At 41.4% G+C, this 14,567-nt stretch carries 30 protein-coding genes; all 30 read right to left on the reverse strand.

Features of this window, described 5'->3' with window-relative positions; translation table 11 throughout:
- The coding region (rplQ, locus tag RWZ05_RS08245; RefSeq protein ID WP_314643633.1) for a 50S ribosomal protein L17 at nt 1–313 on the reverse strand (313 nt) is incomplete at its 3' end.
- Nucleotides 314–325: 12 nt separating this feature from the next.
- Nucleotides 326–1,330, reverse strand: a complete 1,005-nt coding sequence (locus RWZ05_RS08250) for a DNA-directed RNA polymerase subunit alpha (RefSeq protein ID WP_314643634.1) — start codon at nt 1,328–1,330, stop codon at nt 326–328.
- A gap of 71 nt (nt 1,331–1,401) precedes the next feature.
- Complete coding sequence (rpsK, locus tag RWZ05_RS08255; protein WP_004695151.1) at nt 1,402–1,791, reverse strand: 30S ribosomal protein S11; 390 nt, start codon at nt 1,789–1,791, stop codon at nt 1,402–1,404.
- A gap of 19 nt (nt 1,792–1,810) precedes the next feature.
- Nucleotides 1,811–2,179 carry a 30S ribosomal protein S13 gene (gene rpsM / locus RWZ05_RS08260; protein ID WP_004695149.1) on the reverse strand — a complete coding sequence of 123 codons (369 nt, stop codon included), beginning with the start codon at nt 2,177–2,179 and terminating at the stop codon, nt 1,811–1,813.
- Nucleotides 2,180–2,202: 23 nt separating this feature from the next.
- Nucleotides 2,203–2,316 (reverse strand): 50S ribosomal protein L36, encoded by a 114-nt coding sequence (gene rpmJ, locus RWZ05_RS08265; protein WP_004695148.1) that lies wholly within the window; start codon nt 2,314–2,316, stop codon nt 2,203–2,205.
- A gap of 26 nt (nt 2,317–2,342) precedes the next feature.
- Complete coding sequence (gene infA, locus RWZ05_RS08270) at nt 2,343–2,561, reverse strand: translation initiation factor IF-1 (RefSeq protein ID WP_004695147.1); 219 nt, start codon at nt 2,559–2,561, stop codon at nt 2,343–2,345.
- A gap of 23 nt (nt 2,562–2,584) precedes the next feature.
- On the reverse strand, nt 2,585–3,355 hold the full coding sequence (gene map, locus RWZ05_RS08275; RefSeq protein WP_314643639.1) for a type I methionyl aminopeptidase: 771 nt from the start codon (nt 3,353–3,355) through the stop codon (nt 2,585–2,587).
- 3 nt (nt 3,356–3,358) lie between these two features.
- Nucleotides 3,359–3,922 carry an adenylate kinase gene (locus tag RWZ05_RS08280; protein WP_009351243.1) on the reverse strand — a complete coding sequence of 188 codons (564 nt, stop codon included), beginning with the start codon at nt 3,920–3,922 and terminating at the stop codon, nt 3,359–3,361.
- A 12-nt stretch (nt 3,923–3,934) separates the two neighbouring features.
- Nucleotides 3,935–5,197 (reverse strand): preprotein translocase subunit SecY, encoded by a 1,263-nt coding sequence (secY, locus tag RWZ05_RS08285; RefSeq protein ID WP_314643642.1) that lies wholly within the window; start codon nt 5,195–5,197, stop codon nt 3,935–3,937.
- Between the two features lies 1 nt (nt 5,198).
- Nucleotides 5,199–5,642 carry a 50S ribosomal protein L15 gene (gene rplO / locus RWZ05_RS08290; protein ID WP_257846980.1) on the reverse strand — a complete coding sequence of 148 codons (444 nt, stop codon included), beginning with the start codon at nt 5,640–5,642 and terminating at the stop codon, nt 5,199–5,201.
- Nucleotides 5,643–5,664: 22 nt separating this feature from the next.
- Nucleotides 5,665–5,844, reverse strand: coding sequence for a 50S ribosomal protein L30 (rpmD, locus tag RWZ05_RS08295; protein ID WP_004695138.1), 180 nt, complete (start codon nt 5,842–5,844; stop codon nt 5,665–5,667).
- 14 nt (nt 5,845–5,858) lie between these two features.
- A complete protein-coding gene (gene rpsE / locus RWZ05_RS08300) occupies nt 5,859–6,362 on the reverse strand; it encodes a 30S ribosomal protein S5 (protein ID WP_314643646.1) in 504 nt (167 codons plus the stop codon).
- Between the two features lie 18 nt (nt 6,363–6,380).
- Nucleotides 6,381–6,761 (reverse strand): 50S ribosomal protein L18, encoded by a 381-nt coding sequence (rplR, locus tag RWZ05_RS08305; RefSeq protein WP_105089705.1) that lies wholly within the window; start codon nt 6,759–6,761, stop codon nt 6,381–6,383.
- A gap of 17 nt (nt 6,762–6,778) precedes the next feature.
- Entirely contained in the window at nt 6,779–7,324 is a 546-nt protein-coding gene (gene rplF, locus RWZ05_RS08310) for a 50S ribosomal protein L6 (protein WP_273299349.1), read from the reverse strand.
- A gap of 24 nt (nt 7,325–7,348) precedes the next feature.
- Nucleotides 7,349–7,735 (reverse strand): 30S ribosomal protein S8, encoded by a 387-nt coding sequence (gene rpsH, locus RWZ05_RS08315; RefSeq protein ID WP_009351061.1) that lies wholly within the window; start codon nt 7,733–7,735, stop codon nt 7,349–7,351.
- A gap of 27 nt (nt 7,736–7,762) precedes the next feature.
- The gene (gene rpsN / locus RWZ05_RS08320) at nt 7,763–8,032 is read right to left on the reverse strand and encodes a 30S ribosomal protein S14 (protein WP_005377140.1); all 270 of its coding nucleotides are present in this window, start codon (nt 8,030–8,032) and stop codon (nt 7,763–7,765) included.
- A gap of 16 nt (nt 8,033–8,048) precedes the next feature.
- Nucleotides 8,049–8,588: a 50S ribosomal protein L5 gene (gene rplE / locus RWZ05_RS08325; protein ID WP_314643653.1), complete on the reverse strand. Its 540-nt coding sequence runs from the start codon at nt 8,586–8,588 to the stop codon at nt 8,049–8,051.
- Between the two features lie 23 nt (nt 8,589–8,611).
- Nucleotides 8,612–8,932: a 50S ribosomal protein L24 gene (gene rplX / locus RWZ05_RS08330; protein WP_314643655.1), complete on the reverse strand. Its 321-nt coding sequence runs from the start codon at nt 8,930–8,932 to the stop codon at nt 8,612–8,614.
- A gap of 18 nt (nt 8,933–8,950) precedes the next feature.
- On the reverse strand, nt 8,951–9,319 hold the full coding sequence (gene rplN / locus RWZ05_RS08335) for a 50S ribosomal protein L14 (protein WP_004695117.1): 369 nt from the start codon (nt 9,317–9,319) through the stop codon (nt 8,951–8,953).
- A 24-nt stretch (nt 9,320–9,343) separates the two neighbouring features.
- Nucleotides 9,344–9,604 carry a 30S ribosomal protein S17 gene (rpsQ, locus tag RWZ05_RS08340; RefSeq protein ID WP_009351146.1) on the reverse strand — a complete coding sequence of 87 codons (261 nt, stop codon included), beginning with the start codon at nt 9,602–9,604 and terminating at the stop codon, nt 9,344–9,346.
- Nucleotides 9,605–9,643: 39 nt separating this feature from the next.
- A complete protein-coding gene (gene rpmC, locus RWZ05_RS08345; protein WP_004695115.1) occupies nt 9,644–9,847 on the reverse strand; it encodes a 50S ribosomal protein L29 in 204 nt (67 codons plus the stop codon).
- The gene (gene rplP / locus RWZ05_RS08350; protein ID WP_004695114.1) at nt 9,837–10,274 is read right to left on the reverse strand and encodes a 50S ribosomal protein L16; all 438 of its coding nucleotides are present in this window, start codon (nt 10,272–10,274) and stop codon (nt 9,837–9,839) included. Before rplP ends, rpmC begins: the two co-directional genes overlap by 11 nt.
- The gene (gene rpsC, locus RWZ05_RS08355; RefSeq protein ID WP_009351281.1) at nt 10,274–10,939 is read right to left on the reverse strand and encodes a 30S ribosomal protein S3; all 666 of its coding nucleotides are present in this window, start codon (nt 10,937–10,939) and stop codon (nt 10,274–10,276) included. The genes rplP and rpsC overlap by 1 nt, the downstream gene beginning before the upstream one ends.
- Before the next feature lie 16 nt (nt 10,940–10,955).
- Nucleotides 10,956–11,291, reverse strand: coding sequence for a 50S ribosomal protein L22 (rplV, locus tag RWZ05_RS08360; RefSeq protein ID WP_004695112.1), 336 nt, complete (start codon nt 11,289–11,291; stop codon nt 10,956–10,958).
- A 13-nt stretch (nt 11,292–11,304) separates the two neighbouring features.
- The gene (rpsS, locus tag RWZ05_RS08365) at nt 11,305–11,586 is read right to left on the reverse strand and encodes a 30S ribosomal protein S19 (RefSeq protein ID WP_060923779.1); all 282 of its coding nucleotides are present in this window, start codon (nt 11,584–11,586) and stop codon (nt 11,305–11,307) included.
- Between the two features lie 23 nt (nt 11,587–11,609).
- Nucleotides 11,610–12,440, reverse strand: coding sequence for a 50S ribosomal protein L2 (gene rplB / locus RWZ05_RS08370; protein WP_314643660.1), 831 nt, complete (start codon nt 12,438–12,440; stop codon nt 11,610–11,612).
- Nucleotides 12,441–12,466: 26 nt separating this feature from the next.
- Complete coding sequence (gene rplW / locus RWZ05_RS08375; protein ID WP_314643662.1) at nt 12,467–12,751, reverse strand: 50S ribosomal protein L23; 285 nt, start codon at nt 12,749–12,751, stop codon at nt 12,467–12,469.
- The gene (rplD, locus tag RWZ05_RS08380) at nt 12,751–13,374 is read right to left on the reverse strand and encodes a 50S ribosomal protein L4 (protein WP_005377066.1); all 624 of its coding nucleotides are present in this window, start codon (nt 13,372–13,374) and stop codon (nt 12,751–12,753) included. The genes rplW and rplD overlap by 1 nt, the downstream gene beginning before the upstream one ends.
- Nucleotides 13,375–13,400: 26 nt before the next feature.
- Nucleotides 13,401–14,042 (reverse strand): 50S ribosomal protein L3, encoded by a 642-nt coding sequence (gene rplC, locus RWZ05_RS08385; RefSeq protein ID WP_004695102.1) that lies wholly within the window; start codon nt 14,040–14,042, stop codon nt 13,401–13,403.
- A gap of 12 nt (nt 14,043–14,054) precedes the next feature.
- Nucleotides 14,055–14,366 (reverse strand): 30S ribosomal protein S10, encoded by a 312-nt coding sequence (rpsJ, locus tag RWZ05_RS08390; protein WP_004695100.1) that lies wholly within the window; start codon nt 14,364–14,366, stop codon nt 14,055–14,057.
- Between the last annotated feature and the right edge of the window lie 201 nt (nt 14,367–14,567).

The raw sequence follows: 14,567 nt of genomic DNA on the forward strand, positions 1-14,567 counted from the left end.
AAGGTGCAGCGTCACCTTTGCGAAGACCAGTTTTGATTACACGAGTGTAACCACCTTGACGGTCTGCATATTTTGGAGCAATTGTATCAAACAATTTTTTTACTACGCTTTCATCCATGAGGTATGCAAGAACTTGGCGACGTGCATGAAGATCACCACGTTTAGCCAAAGTTACCATTTGATCAGCTAAAGAGCGAAGTTCTTTCGCTTTAGCTTCTGTAGTTTCAATACGCTCATATTGGAAGAAAGATGTTAACATGCTACGGAACAACGCTTTACGAGCGGAGCTGTCGCGGCCTAATTTTCTGTACATTCGTCTTCCTCCTTATTCGCCTTTTTGTTTAAGTTGAAAACCACCTGGGTGATTATTGAGTTTCTCCTCAATTTCATCGATGGATTTTTTGCCTAAATTGCGAACTTTTCCTAAGTCATCAATGGTTTTGTCTAGCAAGTCTGCAATTGTATTAATGCCAGCACGTTTCAAGCAGTTATATGCACGAACAGAGAGTTCCAACTCATCAATGGAAATCTTTGCTGGGCCGTCATCTACAGCTGGTTCTTCATTATCAGAACCTACTGGATCAATAACGATACCACCTTCACCTGTGTTAACATCTACAACGTCTGCAGAGTGCGCTAATTTAGTGAAGTTCCCTAAATAACCAATCATAATGGCAGCAGATTTTGCCACTGCATCAGCAGCGGTAATGGAACCATCAGTCCAAACTTCCAATGTAAGTTTGTCGAAGTCCATTTCATTGCCTACACGAACATCACTCACTTCGTATTTAGCACGAAGAATTGGAGAGAAGATAGAATCGATTGGAATACAACCGATAACATCTGTATCTTTTTTATTCTTCGTGGAAGGAACGTAACCTTTGCCACGTTCGATTACTACGTCCATTACGAGATGAGCTGTCTCATCCATTGTCGCAATCACGAGTTCAGGATTCAATACTTCTACTTCTGGTGGGAATTGTTCAGCCAAATCAGCAGCTGTCAATACGCCGTCCTTTTGGAAGTCAAAGTGTACTTCCAAAGGTAATTGAACATCTTCTTCAACCTTGATGCACAATTGCTTTAAGTTAAGGATGATATCCGTAACGTCTTCGCGAATACCAGGAATAGTAGAGAATTCATGAAGAACTCCATCAATTTTGATAGAGGTGATAGCTGCCCCATCCAAGGATGAAAGCAAAATTCTGCGTAAGCTATTACCGAGAGTGATACCATAGCCACGGTCCAATGGTTCACAAACAAATTTACCATAGCGACCGCCGTCGGCAATGTCCACTTTCTCGATTTTAAGTTTCTTTTCTTCGCTCATCAGGAACATCCTCCTATACAACACACGTTCATAGTTTAATTATAGCACCGTATCAAATCGGCCGCTATAAATTATACACGACGGCGTTTTGGAGGGCGACAACCATTGTGAGGAATTGGAGTTACGTCTTTAATGGAAGTAACTTCAAGACCTGCAGCTTGTAAAGCACGGATTGCAGCTTCACGGCCGGATCCAGGACCTTTTACGAATACTTCAACAGTGCGAAGACCATGTTCCATTGCAGCTTTAGCAGCTTGTTCAGCAGCCATTTGAGCAGCGAATGGAGTGGATTTACGGGAACCACGGAAGCCCAAGCCACCAGCGGAAGCCCAAGACAACGCATTACCGTTTGTATCTGTCAAAGTTACGATAGTGTTATTGAATGTAGAACGAATATGAGCCGCACCGGATTCAATATGTTTCTTTTCTTTTCTTTTAGTTCTAACAACTTTTTTAGCCACGCTTTATCCCTCCTTTATCTTATTTCTTTTTACCAGCAATTGCTTTTCTAGGACCTTTGCGAGTACGTGCATTCGTTTTAGTACGTTGACCACGAAGTGGTAAACCCATACGATGACGTTTGCCTCGATAGGAGTTGATTTCAATTAAGCGTTTAATGTTAAGAGCTTCTTCACGACGAAGGTCACCTTCAACTTTGTAATCAGCATCTAACAATTCACGGATTTTCGCTACTTCATCTTCAGAAAGATCACGAACACGTGTGTCAGGATTGATGCCAGTTTTAGCAATAATTTCAGATGCTAAAGTTGGACCAATACCATAAATATAAGTTAAACCAATTTCCACTCGTTTATCACGAGGTAAATCTACACCGGCGATACGTGCCATCTAATCATCCACCTCCTATCAGATTATCCTTGTTTTTGTTTATGTTTTGGATTTTCGCAAATAACCATTACACGGCCTTTGCGTTTAATAATTTTACATTTTTCGCATATCTTTTTAACTGATGGTTGAACCTTCATTAGTACCTCCTTTGTGGACCCTATGCTTATTTAAAGCGATAGGTGATGCGACCACGATTTAAGTCATACGGTGTCAGTTCCATAGTAACTTTATCACCAGGAAGAATACGGATAAAATTCATACGCATTTTACCTGACACATGAGCCAATACGATATGACCATTTTCCAATTCTACTTGGAACATGGCATTCGGTAATGCCTCAACTACCGTACCTTCCACCTCAATAACGTCTTCTTTTGACATATCTTTTCCTCCGGTTACCTGTTTTATTTAATTAACCGCGGTTCTTCCCGCATAGTTAATATTTCAGGGCCGTTTTCTGTAACAACCACTGTATGTTCGAAATGAGCAGCAGGTTTACCATCTGTGGTAACTGCTGTCCAGTCATCCCCTAATACACGAACACGATGCGTCCCTAGAGTAATCATCGGTTCGATACACAATACCATACCTGGTTTCATAATAGGTCCTTGTTCAGGACTACCATAGTTTGGTATTTGCGGATCTTCATGCATTTCGCGGCCTAAACCATGACCTACGAAGTCGCGAACGACACCGTAACCATGTTTCTCACAATACGTTTGAACAGCGTGGCCGATGGCACCAATGCGGTTGCCAACTTTCACTTGTTCTATTCCCTTGAACAGACTTTCTTCTGTAACTTTTAACAATTTCATCACATCAGGTTTGACGTGACCGATAGGAATCGTCACAGCCGAATCGCCGTGATACCCATCAATAGATGATACAAGATCGATACTGAGGATATCGCCGTTTTTAAGCTTACGCTTAGCGCTCGGAATACCATGAACGACTTCTTCATTGATAGAAGCACAGATTGTTGCAGGGAATCCATAGTACCCTTTACAACTTGGTATACCACCGTGGCTGCGAATATATTCTTCGGCAATTGTATCTAACTCAAGCGTCGTGATGCCAGGTTTAGCCTTTTTTACTAACAAGGACAACGTTTCTGCTGTAAGCTTACTTGCCTTGCGGATACATTCAATCTCATGGGGCGATTTTAAAATAATCATGGATTATTTCTCCAACGCCTTAATGATGTCAGCAAATACTGCGTCTACATCTTGCAAACCATTGATTTCTTCATACAATCCGCTGTTGCGATAGTAGTCGATTAATGGTTTAGTAGATTCGTCGTACACAGCTAGACGTTTCTGTACTGTTTCAGGGTTATCATCAGCACGATTTTCTAGAACAGCTCGTTCGCTAATACGTTTAACCAATTCCTCAGTAGGAACGTTTAAGTTAAGTACAGCGTCCAAAGAAATTCCTAATTCTTTAAGGATTGCATCCAAGGATACAGCTTGTGCAGTAGTTCTTGGGAAACCGTCAAGAATAAATCCAGATTTGCAGTCATCTTTCACCAAGCGATCACGTACAATACCAACAGTTACACTGTCTGGTACCAATTGACCAGCATCGATGTATTTCTTAGCCTCAACTCCAAGAGGTGTTTCGTTCTTAATCGCAGCGCGGAACATATCACCTGTTGAAATTTGGGGAATACCGTATTTTTCAATAAGTCGAGCTGCCTGAGTGCCTTTACCTGCACCAGGCGGTCCCATTAATAGAATATACATATTGTTTCCCTCCTATTTCACAAAGCCTTTATAATGGCGTGTTACCATGAGCGACTCGATTTGTTGCATTGTATCAAGTGCTACACCTACAACGATGAGAAGAGCCGTACCACCAAAGTATACGCCTTGGACGCCGGTAATGCTACCGAGGAAATTCGGTATAATAGCAACGACAGCTAAGAATACAGCGCCAGCAAAAGTGATTTTGGTCATCACGTTATCCACATAATCAGCAGTTGGTTTACCCGCACGAATACCTGGGATAAAACCACCGTATTTTTTCATATTATCTGCCATATCTGTAATGTTGATAGAGATTGCAGTATAGAAATACGTAAAGATAAAGATCAATATCGCATACAATGCCGTTTGTAACGGCGTACCCCATGTAAATAAATCAGCAACTTTATGAACAAATTCATTGTCAATAAATTGTGCAATCGTCACAGGGAACATCAACACAGATGACGCAAAGATAATTGGGATTACACCTGCCTGATTGACTTTCAACGGCAAGAATGTAGAATGACCACCGTACATTTTACGCCCTACTACGCGTTTAGCGTATTGAATCGGGATACGACGTTGGCCTTGTGTAACTGCAACTACGACAGCAATCATCGCAAGAGCAATTACAGCAAATAAGAATGCTTGGAACATATTGATTGTTCCGTTTTGGATATATTGATAAATAGTTTCTAAACCATCTGGTAATCGAGCTACGATACCGGCAAAGATGATTAAGGAAATACCATTACCTATACCATATGCTGTGATTTGTTCACCCATCCACATCAACAAGCATGTGCCTGCAGTTAGGATGATGGCCACAACGAATACACTAAGGATATCATTATTTACGAGAGCGGAATTTGCACGTAGTGCAAACGCCATGCCAAAGGCTTGAACAAAACCTAAAACAACCGTACCATAACGAGTCACCTTCGCAATTTTTTTACGGCCCTCTTCACCATCTTTACTCCATGCTTCAAACTGTGGAACTACAGCTTGAAGTAGTTGCATGATGATGGAAGCATTAATGTAAGGCGTAATACTCATTGCAAAGATAGAGAACTTACTTAGCGCACCACCAGCAAACAAGTCTAATAGACCGAATAGGTTACCGGACGTGAACAAAGATTCAATGACAGATGCATCTACACCTGGTACAGGGATATGAATGCCGGCTCTAAACACAGCAAACATCATCAATGTGTACAAAATTTTGTTGCGCAATTCGGTAATCTTAAAGATGTTCGAGAGGCTATCTAGCAAACTAGATCACCTCTACTTTTCCGCCTGCTGCTGTAATTTTTTCTTCAGCAGATTTAGTGAAGCCATTAGCGATAACAGTTAAGTTTTTAGTTTCCAATGTACCGTTACCTAAAATACGAATGCCATCGCGTACATTTTTCAAAATGCCAGCTTCAATAAGAGCTACTGGATCAACTGTTGAACCGTCTTCAAAACGGTTCAATTGTTCTACGTTAACTTCAGCATATTGTTTAGCAAAAACGTTGTTGAAACCACGTTTTGGTAAACGACGATAAAGAGGCATTTGGCCGCCTTCAAAACCGGAGCGAACGCCACCGCCAGAACGGGAGTTTTGACCTTTTTGACCACGACCAGATGTTTTACCCAAGCCAGAACCTAAACCACGGCCTACACGAGTACGAGCTTTTTTGGAACCAGCAGCTGGTTGTAATTCATGAAGTTTCATTCAGTGCACCTCCTTATCAGTATTAAACTTCTTCCACTTTTACTAAATGTCTAACTTTGTGAAGCATACCTTCGATTTGAGGTGTTACTTCTTTTACAACTTGAGAATTAGTTTTTTTCAAGCCCAAAGCTTTAACTGTCGCGCGTTGATCTTCAGGACGACCGATTAAGCTTCTTGTTAATGTTACTTTAACTTGTGCCATTTCTTGTCTCCTTATTACGCGTTATAAATTTCTTCAACGGTTTTACCACGAAGTTCTGCAACTTCGCTAGCGCGTTTCAAATCTTTCAAACCTTCGATTGTAGCGCGAACCATATTGTTAGGGTTAGAAGAGCCCAAAGATTTAGTCAAGATGTTACGAACACCTACTAATTCCAATACGGCACGAACAGGGCCACCAGCGATAACGCCAGTACCTTCAGCAGCTGGTTTCAAGAATACGCGGCCTGCGCCGAATACACCTGTTACAGTGTGAGGGATTGTACCATTTTTAATTGCTACATTTACAATATTTTTCTTAGCATCATCGATACCTTTGCGAATAGCTTCAGGTACTTCCGCAGCTTTACCTAAGCCAACGCCTACATAACCGTTGCCATCACCAACAACTACAAGAGCGCTGAAGGAAAAACGACGACCGCCTTTAACTACTTTGGCTACGCGGTTGATGAATACTACTCTTTCTTTAAGATCAAGACTGGTGTAGTCAATTCTCGCCATGTCTATAGTTCCTCCTTCTTAGAATTTTAAGCCTGCTTCACGAGCACCTTCTGCAAGGGCTGCTACGCGGCCGTGGTAAATGTAACCACCACGGTCAAACACTACAGTGTCAATGCCTTTAGCGATAGCTTTTTTAGCAACTGCTTCACCAACAGCTTTAGCAGCAGCTACGTTACCACCATAGGATAAGTTCAAATCTTTATCTAAAGAGCTAGCAGCAACCAAAGTTGTACCTGCTACGTCATCGATAACTTGAGCATAAATGTTGCCTAAAGAACGGTATACGTTCAAACGTGGGCAAGTTGCCGTACCAGAGATGTGACGGCGAATACGAAGATGACGTTTTGCTCGAGCGATATTTCTACTAGATTTACGAGGCAAGATATTCACTCCTTTCATTCATATAGATGATATTACTATTTACCTTTTGCACCAGCTTTACCAGCTTTGCGACGAACAACTTCGCCTTCATAGCGGATACCTTTACCTTTGTAAGGTTCAGGTTTTCTCCATTTACGGATATCAGCTGCTACTGCGCCTACAACTTCTTTGTCTGCACCAGACACAACGATTTTGTTAGGAGCTGGAACGTCAATTGTAATACCAGCTGGAGCTTCCATTTCTACTGGATGAGAGAAGCCAAGTGTAAGAGCTAATTTATTGCCTTGTTTAGCCGCTCTGTAACCAACACCGTTGATTTCAAGAGTTTTTGTGAATCCTTCAGATACGCCTGTTACCATATTAGCAACAAGAGCGCGAGTCAAACCGTGAAGGGAACGATGAGCTTTATCCTCGGAAGGACGTGCTACTGTAATTGTGTTACCTTCTACAGTGATAATCATATCTGGATGCAAATCGCGAGATAATTCGCCTTTAGGACCTTTTACGTTCATATGATGGTTATCATATGTAACAGTAACGCCTGCAGGGATCTCGATAGGCATTCTACCGATACGTGACATTATTTCTACCTCCTATTGCTACTATTACCATACGTATGCGATTACTTCGCCACCAAGACCTTCTTTACGAGCTTGTTTGTCACTCATAACGCCTTTGGATGTAGAAATAACTGCGATACCCAAACCACCAAGTACACGAGGAAGTTCTTCCTTTTTCGCGTAAACACGTAAACCAGGTTTGGAAATACGTTTAATTCCTGTAATAACTTTTTCGTTATTGGAACCATATTTCAATGTTACTTTTAAAGTGTTTTCTTCTTTTTCAACGCTCTTAACAAAACCTTCTTGTAAAAGGATGTCAAGAACAGCTGCTTTCATTCTAGATGCAGGAATGTTTACCGTTTCATGAAGTGCAGCATTTGCATTACGGATGCGCGTAAGCATATCCGCGATAGGATCGGTCATTACCATAATCTAAAAACCTCCTCTCGTCTAATATTACCAGCTGGCTTTTTTAACACCAGGAATTTGTCCTTTGTACGCCAATTCACGGAACGCAATACGGCTGATACCGAATTTGCGCATATAGCCGTGAGGACGACCAGTTAAGTTGCAACGGTTGTGTAAGCGTGTTGGGGATGCATTTGCTGGTAATTTGGACAAGCCTTCATAATCACCTGCTGCTTTTAACGCTGCACGTTTAGCTGCATATTTTTCAACGATTTTAGCGCGTTTCTTTTCGCGTTCAATCATAGATTTTTTAGCCATCTATATGTTCCTCCTATTATTTTTCGAAAGGCATACCGAATTGAGTCAACAATTCACGAGCTTCTTCATCTGTATTAGCACTTGTTACGATAATGATATCCATACCTGTAACACGTTCTACTTGATCATATTCGATCTCAGGGAAGATGAGCTGTTCTTTAAGACCCAAAGCGTAGTTACCACGGCCATCAAATGCTGTTGCGCTGATACCGCGGAAGTCACGTACACGAGGTAATGCCGCATTGATCAATTTGTCGAGGAATTCATACATGCGTTCGCCACGAAGAGTAACTTTTGTACCCAACGCCATACCTTCACGAACTTTGAAGTTCGCAATGGATTTTTTAGCTTTTGTGATTACAGGTTTTTGACCAGCGATGATACTCAAATCATTAACAGCTGCTTCTAATGCTTTTGCATTGCCTACTGCATCACCTACGCCAATGTTGATAACGATTTTTTCCAATTTAGGGATTTCCATAACGTTGCCGTATTGGAATTTTTCTTGCAAACTCTTTTTAATTTCAGAGTTGTATTGTTCAAATAAACGAGACATTTATTTAGCTCCTCCTTTCCTGATTATTTAAGTACTGTACCAGATTTAACTGTAGCGCGAACGAATTTACCGTCTTTGCCTTCAACTTTTTTGATACGAGTAGCTGTTTTAGTTTCTGGGTCAACAACCATTACGTTAGAAACATGGATACCAGCTTCTTTAGTAACGATGCCGCCTTGTGGGTTAGCTTGGGAAGGTTTTGTATGACGTTTTACAGTGTTAACGCCTTCAACAAATACACGTTCTTTTTTAGGTTCAGTTGCGATAACTTTACCTTGCTTACCTTTATCTTTACCGGAGATAACAACAACTGTATCGCCTTTTTTGATTTGTAGTTTAGCCATATGCTGCGTTCCTCCTTCTTATAATACTTCTGGAGCCAAGGAAACAATTTTCATGAAGTCTTTTTCACGAAGTTCTCTTGCCACAGGTCCGAAGATACGAGTACCACGAGGGGTCTTATCATCTTTAATAACTACTGCTGCGTTTTCATCGAAACGAATATAGGAACCGTCTTGACGGCGGATACCTTTTTTAGAACGAACAATAACAGCTTTAACTACGTCGCCTTTCTTGACAACGCCACCGGGTGATGCATCTTTTACAGAAGCAACGATTACGTCACCGATATTGCCGAATTTGCGATAAGAACCGCCCATGACTTGGATACACATAATACGTTTTGCACCAGTGTTGTCGGCAACATTCAAAATTGTTTGTTGCTGGATCATCGTCTATTCCTCCTTACATCACTCTTATTTTAGTCTTTCAAGAATTTCAACAACTCTCCAACATTTATCTTTAGAAAGTGGACGAGTTTCTACAATTTTAACTGTATCGCCAACTTGGCACTCATTATTTTCATCATGAGCTTTGAAGCGTTTTGTGCTAACCATTGGCTTATTATATAATGCGTGAGGTACTTTACGTTCTACAGCAACAACAACAGTTTTATTCATTTTGTCGCTTACAACTTTACCTACGCGGACTTTACGTACGTTTCTTTCTTCTGCCACGATTTTAAGCCTCCTTTTCAACCTTTAACAAATCTGTTATTATGCGTTTTCAGATTTAAGTTCAACTTCACGTTGTACAGTTTTAATACGAGCGATTGTCTTCTTAACTTCACGAATGCGCATAGGATTTTCTAATTGACCTGTTGCAAGCTGAAAACGGAGGTTAAATAACTCTTCCTTAAGACCAGAAACTTTTTGTTCCATTTCGGCAGCGCTCATATTGCGAATGTCATTAACCTTCATTTACGTCACCACCCAATTCTTTACCCTTAACAACAAATTTGCATTTGATTGGAAGTTTATGGCTTGCAAGACGCATAGCTTCACGAGCTGTAGCTTCTGGCACACCGTCCATTTCAAACATTACACGACCTGGTTTAACTACTGCTACCCAGTATTCAGGAGAACCTTTACCGGAACCCATACGAGTACCAGCTGGTTTAGCTGTGATTGGTTTGTCAGGGAAAATTTTAATCCATACTTTACCACCACGTTTGATATAACGAGTCATAGCAATACGGGCTGCTTCGATTTGACGGTTTGTGATCCAAGATGGTTCGCATGCTACCAAGCCGAACTCACCATGAGACACTGTATTACCGCGCATAGCACGACCTTTCATACGGCCGCGGAATTGCTTACGATGTTTTACGCGCTTTGGAATAAGCATTACTTGCCACCTTCTTCCTTCTTAGCAGGTTGTTTTGCTTCTGGCAAAACTTCACCTTTGTAAATCCATACTTTAATGCCGATACAACCATATGTTGTATGAGCTTCAGCAGTACCGTAGTCGATGTCTGCACGAAGTGTATGCAAAGGAATAGAACCTTCACGGTAGGATTCGCTACGAGCGATTTCAGCGCCACCAAGACGACCGCTTACCATGATTTTAATACCTTTTGCACCTAAGCGCATTGTACGACCTACAGCTTGTTTCATTGCACGACGGAAACCGATACGGCGTTCCAATTGGCCAGCAATGTTTTCAGCAACTAAAGTTGCGTCCATATCTGCTTGTTTAATTTCTGCGATGTTAACGTCCACTTGTTTGTCAGTGAAACGAGTCATTGCTTTTTTGATATCTTCGATACCAGCACCACCACGACCGATAACCATACCTGGTTTTGCAGTGTGGATAGTCAATTTAATACGTTTATTTGTACGCTCGATTTCAATGCGGGAAATACCAGCAATGAAAAGGGTTTCTTTCAAGAAGTTGCGAATTTTTACGTCTTCATGAAGATTAGCAGCGAAATCTTTATCTGCATACCATTTTGCGTCCCAATCTTTTACGATACCGACACGCAAACCGTGTGGATTAACTTTTTGACCCACTCTGTTTCCCTCCTTCTTAAGCTCTTTCTTTAACTACTACTGTTACATGGCTAGTGCGTTTCAAAATTTTGAAAGCTTGACCACGGGAACGAGGATGAATGCGTTTTAATGTAGGGCCTTGATCAACGAAGATCTCGGATACGTAAAGATTGTCAACATTCATATCGAAATTATGTTCAGCGTTTGCGATTGCAGAACGCATAACTTTTTCTACTACATCAGCGCCAACTTTCGGAGTGAACTTCAAGATGGCAAATGCTTCGCCGATGTTTTTACCGCGCACTAAATCTGCAACGATACGGATTTTACGAGGCGCGATTCGGATATGTCTAGCGATTGCTTTTGCTTCCATGTATTATTTCCTCCTATTTTTTGCCTGTAGATTTTTCGTCCTTACCATGACCTTTAAAAGTACGTGTAGGAGCGAACTCACCTAATTTATGACCTACCATATCTTCTGTAATGAATACAGGTACATGTTTGCGACCATCATGCACAGCAATTGTGTGGCCTACAAAACTTGGGATAATAGTAGAGGCACGGGACCAGGTTTTTACAACTTTCTTTTCGTTAGTTTCGTTTAAAGCTTCAACTTTCTTAAGCAAATGATCTGCTACGAAAGGGCCTTTTTTAATAGATCTGGACACTATTTTATCTCCTTTCCTTTATCCTATTTTGTACGACGTTTAATGATTAAGCTATTAGAAGCTTTTTTCTTGTCGCGAGTTTTAACACCATGTGCTGGTTTGCCCCAAGGTGTAACAGGATGTTTACGACCAACAGGAGATTTACCTTCACCACCACCATGTGGATGGTCACAAGGGTTCATTACAACACCACGGTTGCCCGGGCGAACGCCCATCCAACGATGACGACCAGCTTTACCGATTACAAGGTTGCTGTGGTCAGCGTTACCAACAACACCTACTGTTGCACGGCACTCTTGACGAACACGACGCATTTCACCAGATGGTAAACGAAGAATAGCATAGCCATTATCTTTACCCATCAATTGAGCAGATGTACCAGCGGAACGAACGATTTGACCACCTTTACCGATTTTCAATTCGATATTGTGGATTTGTGTACCGTCTGGAATATTAGCCAATGGTAAGCAGTTACCAGGTTTAATATCGGACTCAGGACCGGAGAATAGAACGTCACCAACTTTTAGACCGTTAGGAGCTAAAATGTAGCGTTTTTCACCATCAGCGTAGTTAAGCAAAGCGATGCGAGAAGAACGGTTAGGATCATACTCGATTGTTGCTACTTTAGCTGGAATATTATCTTTAGTACGTTTGAAGTCAATAATACGATATTGACGTTTATGACCGCCACCTTGGTGACGAACTGTCATTTTACCAGTATTGTTACGACCACCTTTTTGAGAAATCTTAGCGAGCAAAGATTTTTCTGGTTTGCTTGCTGTGATTTCGTCGAAGGCGGATACTGTCATAAACCGGCGACCAGCGGAGTACGGTTTAAATGATTTAATTGCCATTAGTGGGCCTCCTTACAACTAGACTCTTAGACACCTTCAAAGAATTCAATGGATTCGCCAGCTTTTAAAGTAACGATAGCTTTTTTGTAATCGCTACGTTTACCTTGTGTACGACCCATGCGTTTAGTTTTGCCTAAAACGCGAATAGTAGCTACTTTTTCTACTTTTACATTGAAGATTTTTTCAACAGCTTGACGGATTTGCACTTTATTTGCAGTCAAAGGCACACGGAACGTGTATTTGTTTTCTTCCATAAGCTTTGTGGATTTTTCGGTAATAACCGGGCGGATTAGTACATCATGTAATTGCATTATCCAAGTACCTCCTCAATTTTTGCGACAGCACCTTTAGTAATGAAGAGCTTATCGTAATGAAGAAGATCGAAAATGTTCATACCTTCGCAAGCCAATGCTTTAACACCTTGGATGTTGCGAGCGGAACGTTCAACATTTACATCACCTTCAGTGATGAACAATACTTTTGCATCACCAACGTTGAAGCTATTGATAATGTTCAACACTTCTTTAGTTTTAGGAGCTGCTAATGTGATTTCTTCCAAAACGTATAATTCGCTATTATTCACTTTATCGCTAAGAGCAGATTTAACTGCTAAACGTCTAGCCTTACGTGGCATAGCTTTGTAATAGCTGCGAGGTTGTGGACCAAATGTAGTACCGCCACCGATCCAGATTGGGGAACGGCTAGAGCCTGAACGAGCACGGCCAGTACCTTTTTGTTTCCAAGGTTTGCGACCACCGCCACGAACCATACCTCTAGTTTTTGTTGCATGTGTGCCGAGACGTTCGTTAGACAATTGACGAACTACGGCTTGATGCATTACGGCTTCGTTAACTTCAACGCCGAATACTGCATCGTTTAACTGTATTTCACCGACTTTAACGCCGGATTGATTATATGTTGCTACTGTAGGCATTACATAATCCTCCTTTCGACAAATGATTATTTAACAGGTTTAACCGTGTTGCGAACCATAACCAAGCTACCTTTAGCGCCTGGGATACCACCTTTAACCAATAAAAGGTTACGTTCAGCATCAACTTTCACAACGGATAAGCGTTGTACGGTAACTCTGTAACCACCCATTTGTCCAGGGAGTTTTTTACCTTTGTATACCTTACCGCCGCCACCGGAGATCATAGGACCGATGGAACCAGGTTCACGGTGAGATTTGGAACCATGAGTTTCAGGACCACGGGAGAAGTTATGGCGTTTAATTGTGCCAGCAAAACCCTTACCTTTACCTGTACCCACTACGTCCACTAATTCACCTTCTGCGAAGATATCAGCTGCCAGAGTTTGGCCTACTGTGTAGTCAGCTGCATTTGCAACGCGAACTTCGCGAAGATATTTTACTGGAGCTACGCCAGCTTTGTCGAACTGACCTTTTACAGGTTTTGTTAAATGTTTTTCTTTAATGGAACCGTAACCAATTTGTACTGCTTCGTAGCCGTCTGTTTCAACAGTCTTAACGCGCACTACAACGCTTGGGGTAGTTTCCACTACTGTTACAGGAACTAATTGGCCTTCAGCTGTGAAGACTTGTGTCATTCCTAATTTTTTACCCAAAATAGCTTTAGACATTATCGCACCTCCTTATAGTTTTATTTCAATAGATACACCAGCTGGTAAATCTAAACGAGTGATAGCATCTACTGTTTTCGAATTTGGTTCAAGAATATCGATTAAGCGTTTATGTGTACGCATTTCGAATTGTTCACGAGAATCTTTGTTTACGTGTACAGAACGAAGAATTGTGAAGATATTCTTTTCTGTTGGCAATGGAATCGGACCAGATACCATAGCGCCATTTCTTTTTGCAGTGTCTACGATCTTAGCAGCGCTTTGATCGAGAGCTTTGTGGTCGTATGCCTTAAGGCGAATACGGATTTTTTGCTGTTTAGCCATTATTAATAATTCCTCCTGTCGTCCATTTCGTGAATGGGCTGCTCCATAGAAATTCTCCTCCGCAGAGGCAACCTTCTACTTCATAGTTTAAAAACACAACACTAGAGCGGCATCACTGCCGCTCTGAATGCTGCATGTATTGTGCCCAACGCATCACTACGATGAGCATAAAAGGTTAAATTAACCTTCGATTTCAGTTAC

The sequence above is a fragment of the uncultured Veillonella sp. genome, from assembly GCF_963543145.1.
Lineage (GTDB): Bacteria > Bacillota > Negativicutes > Veillonellales > Veillonellaceae > Veillonella.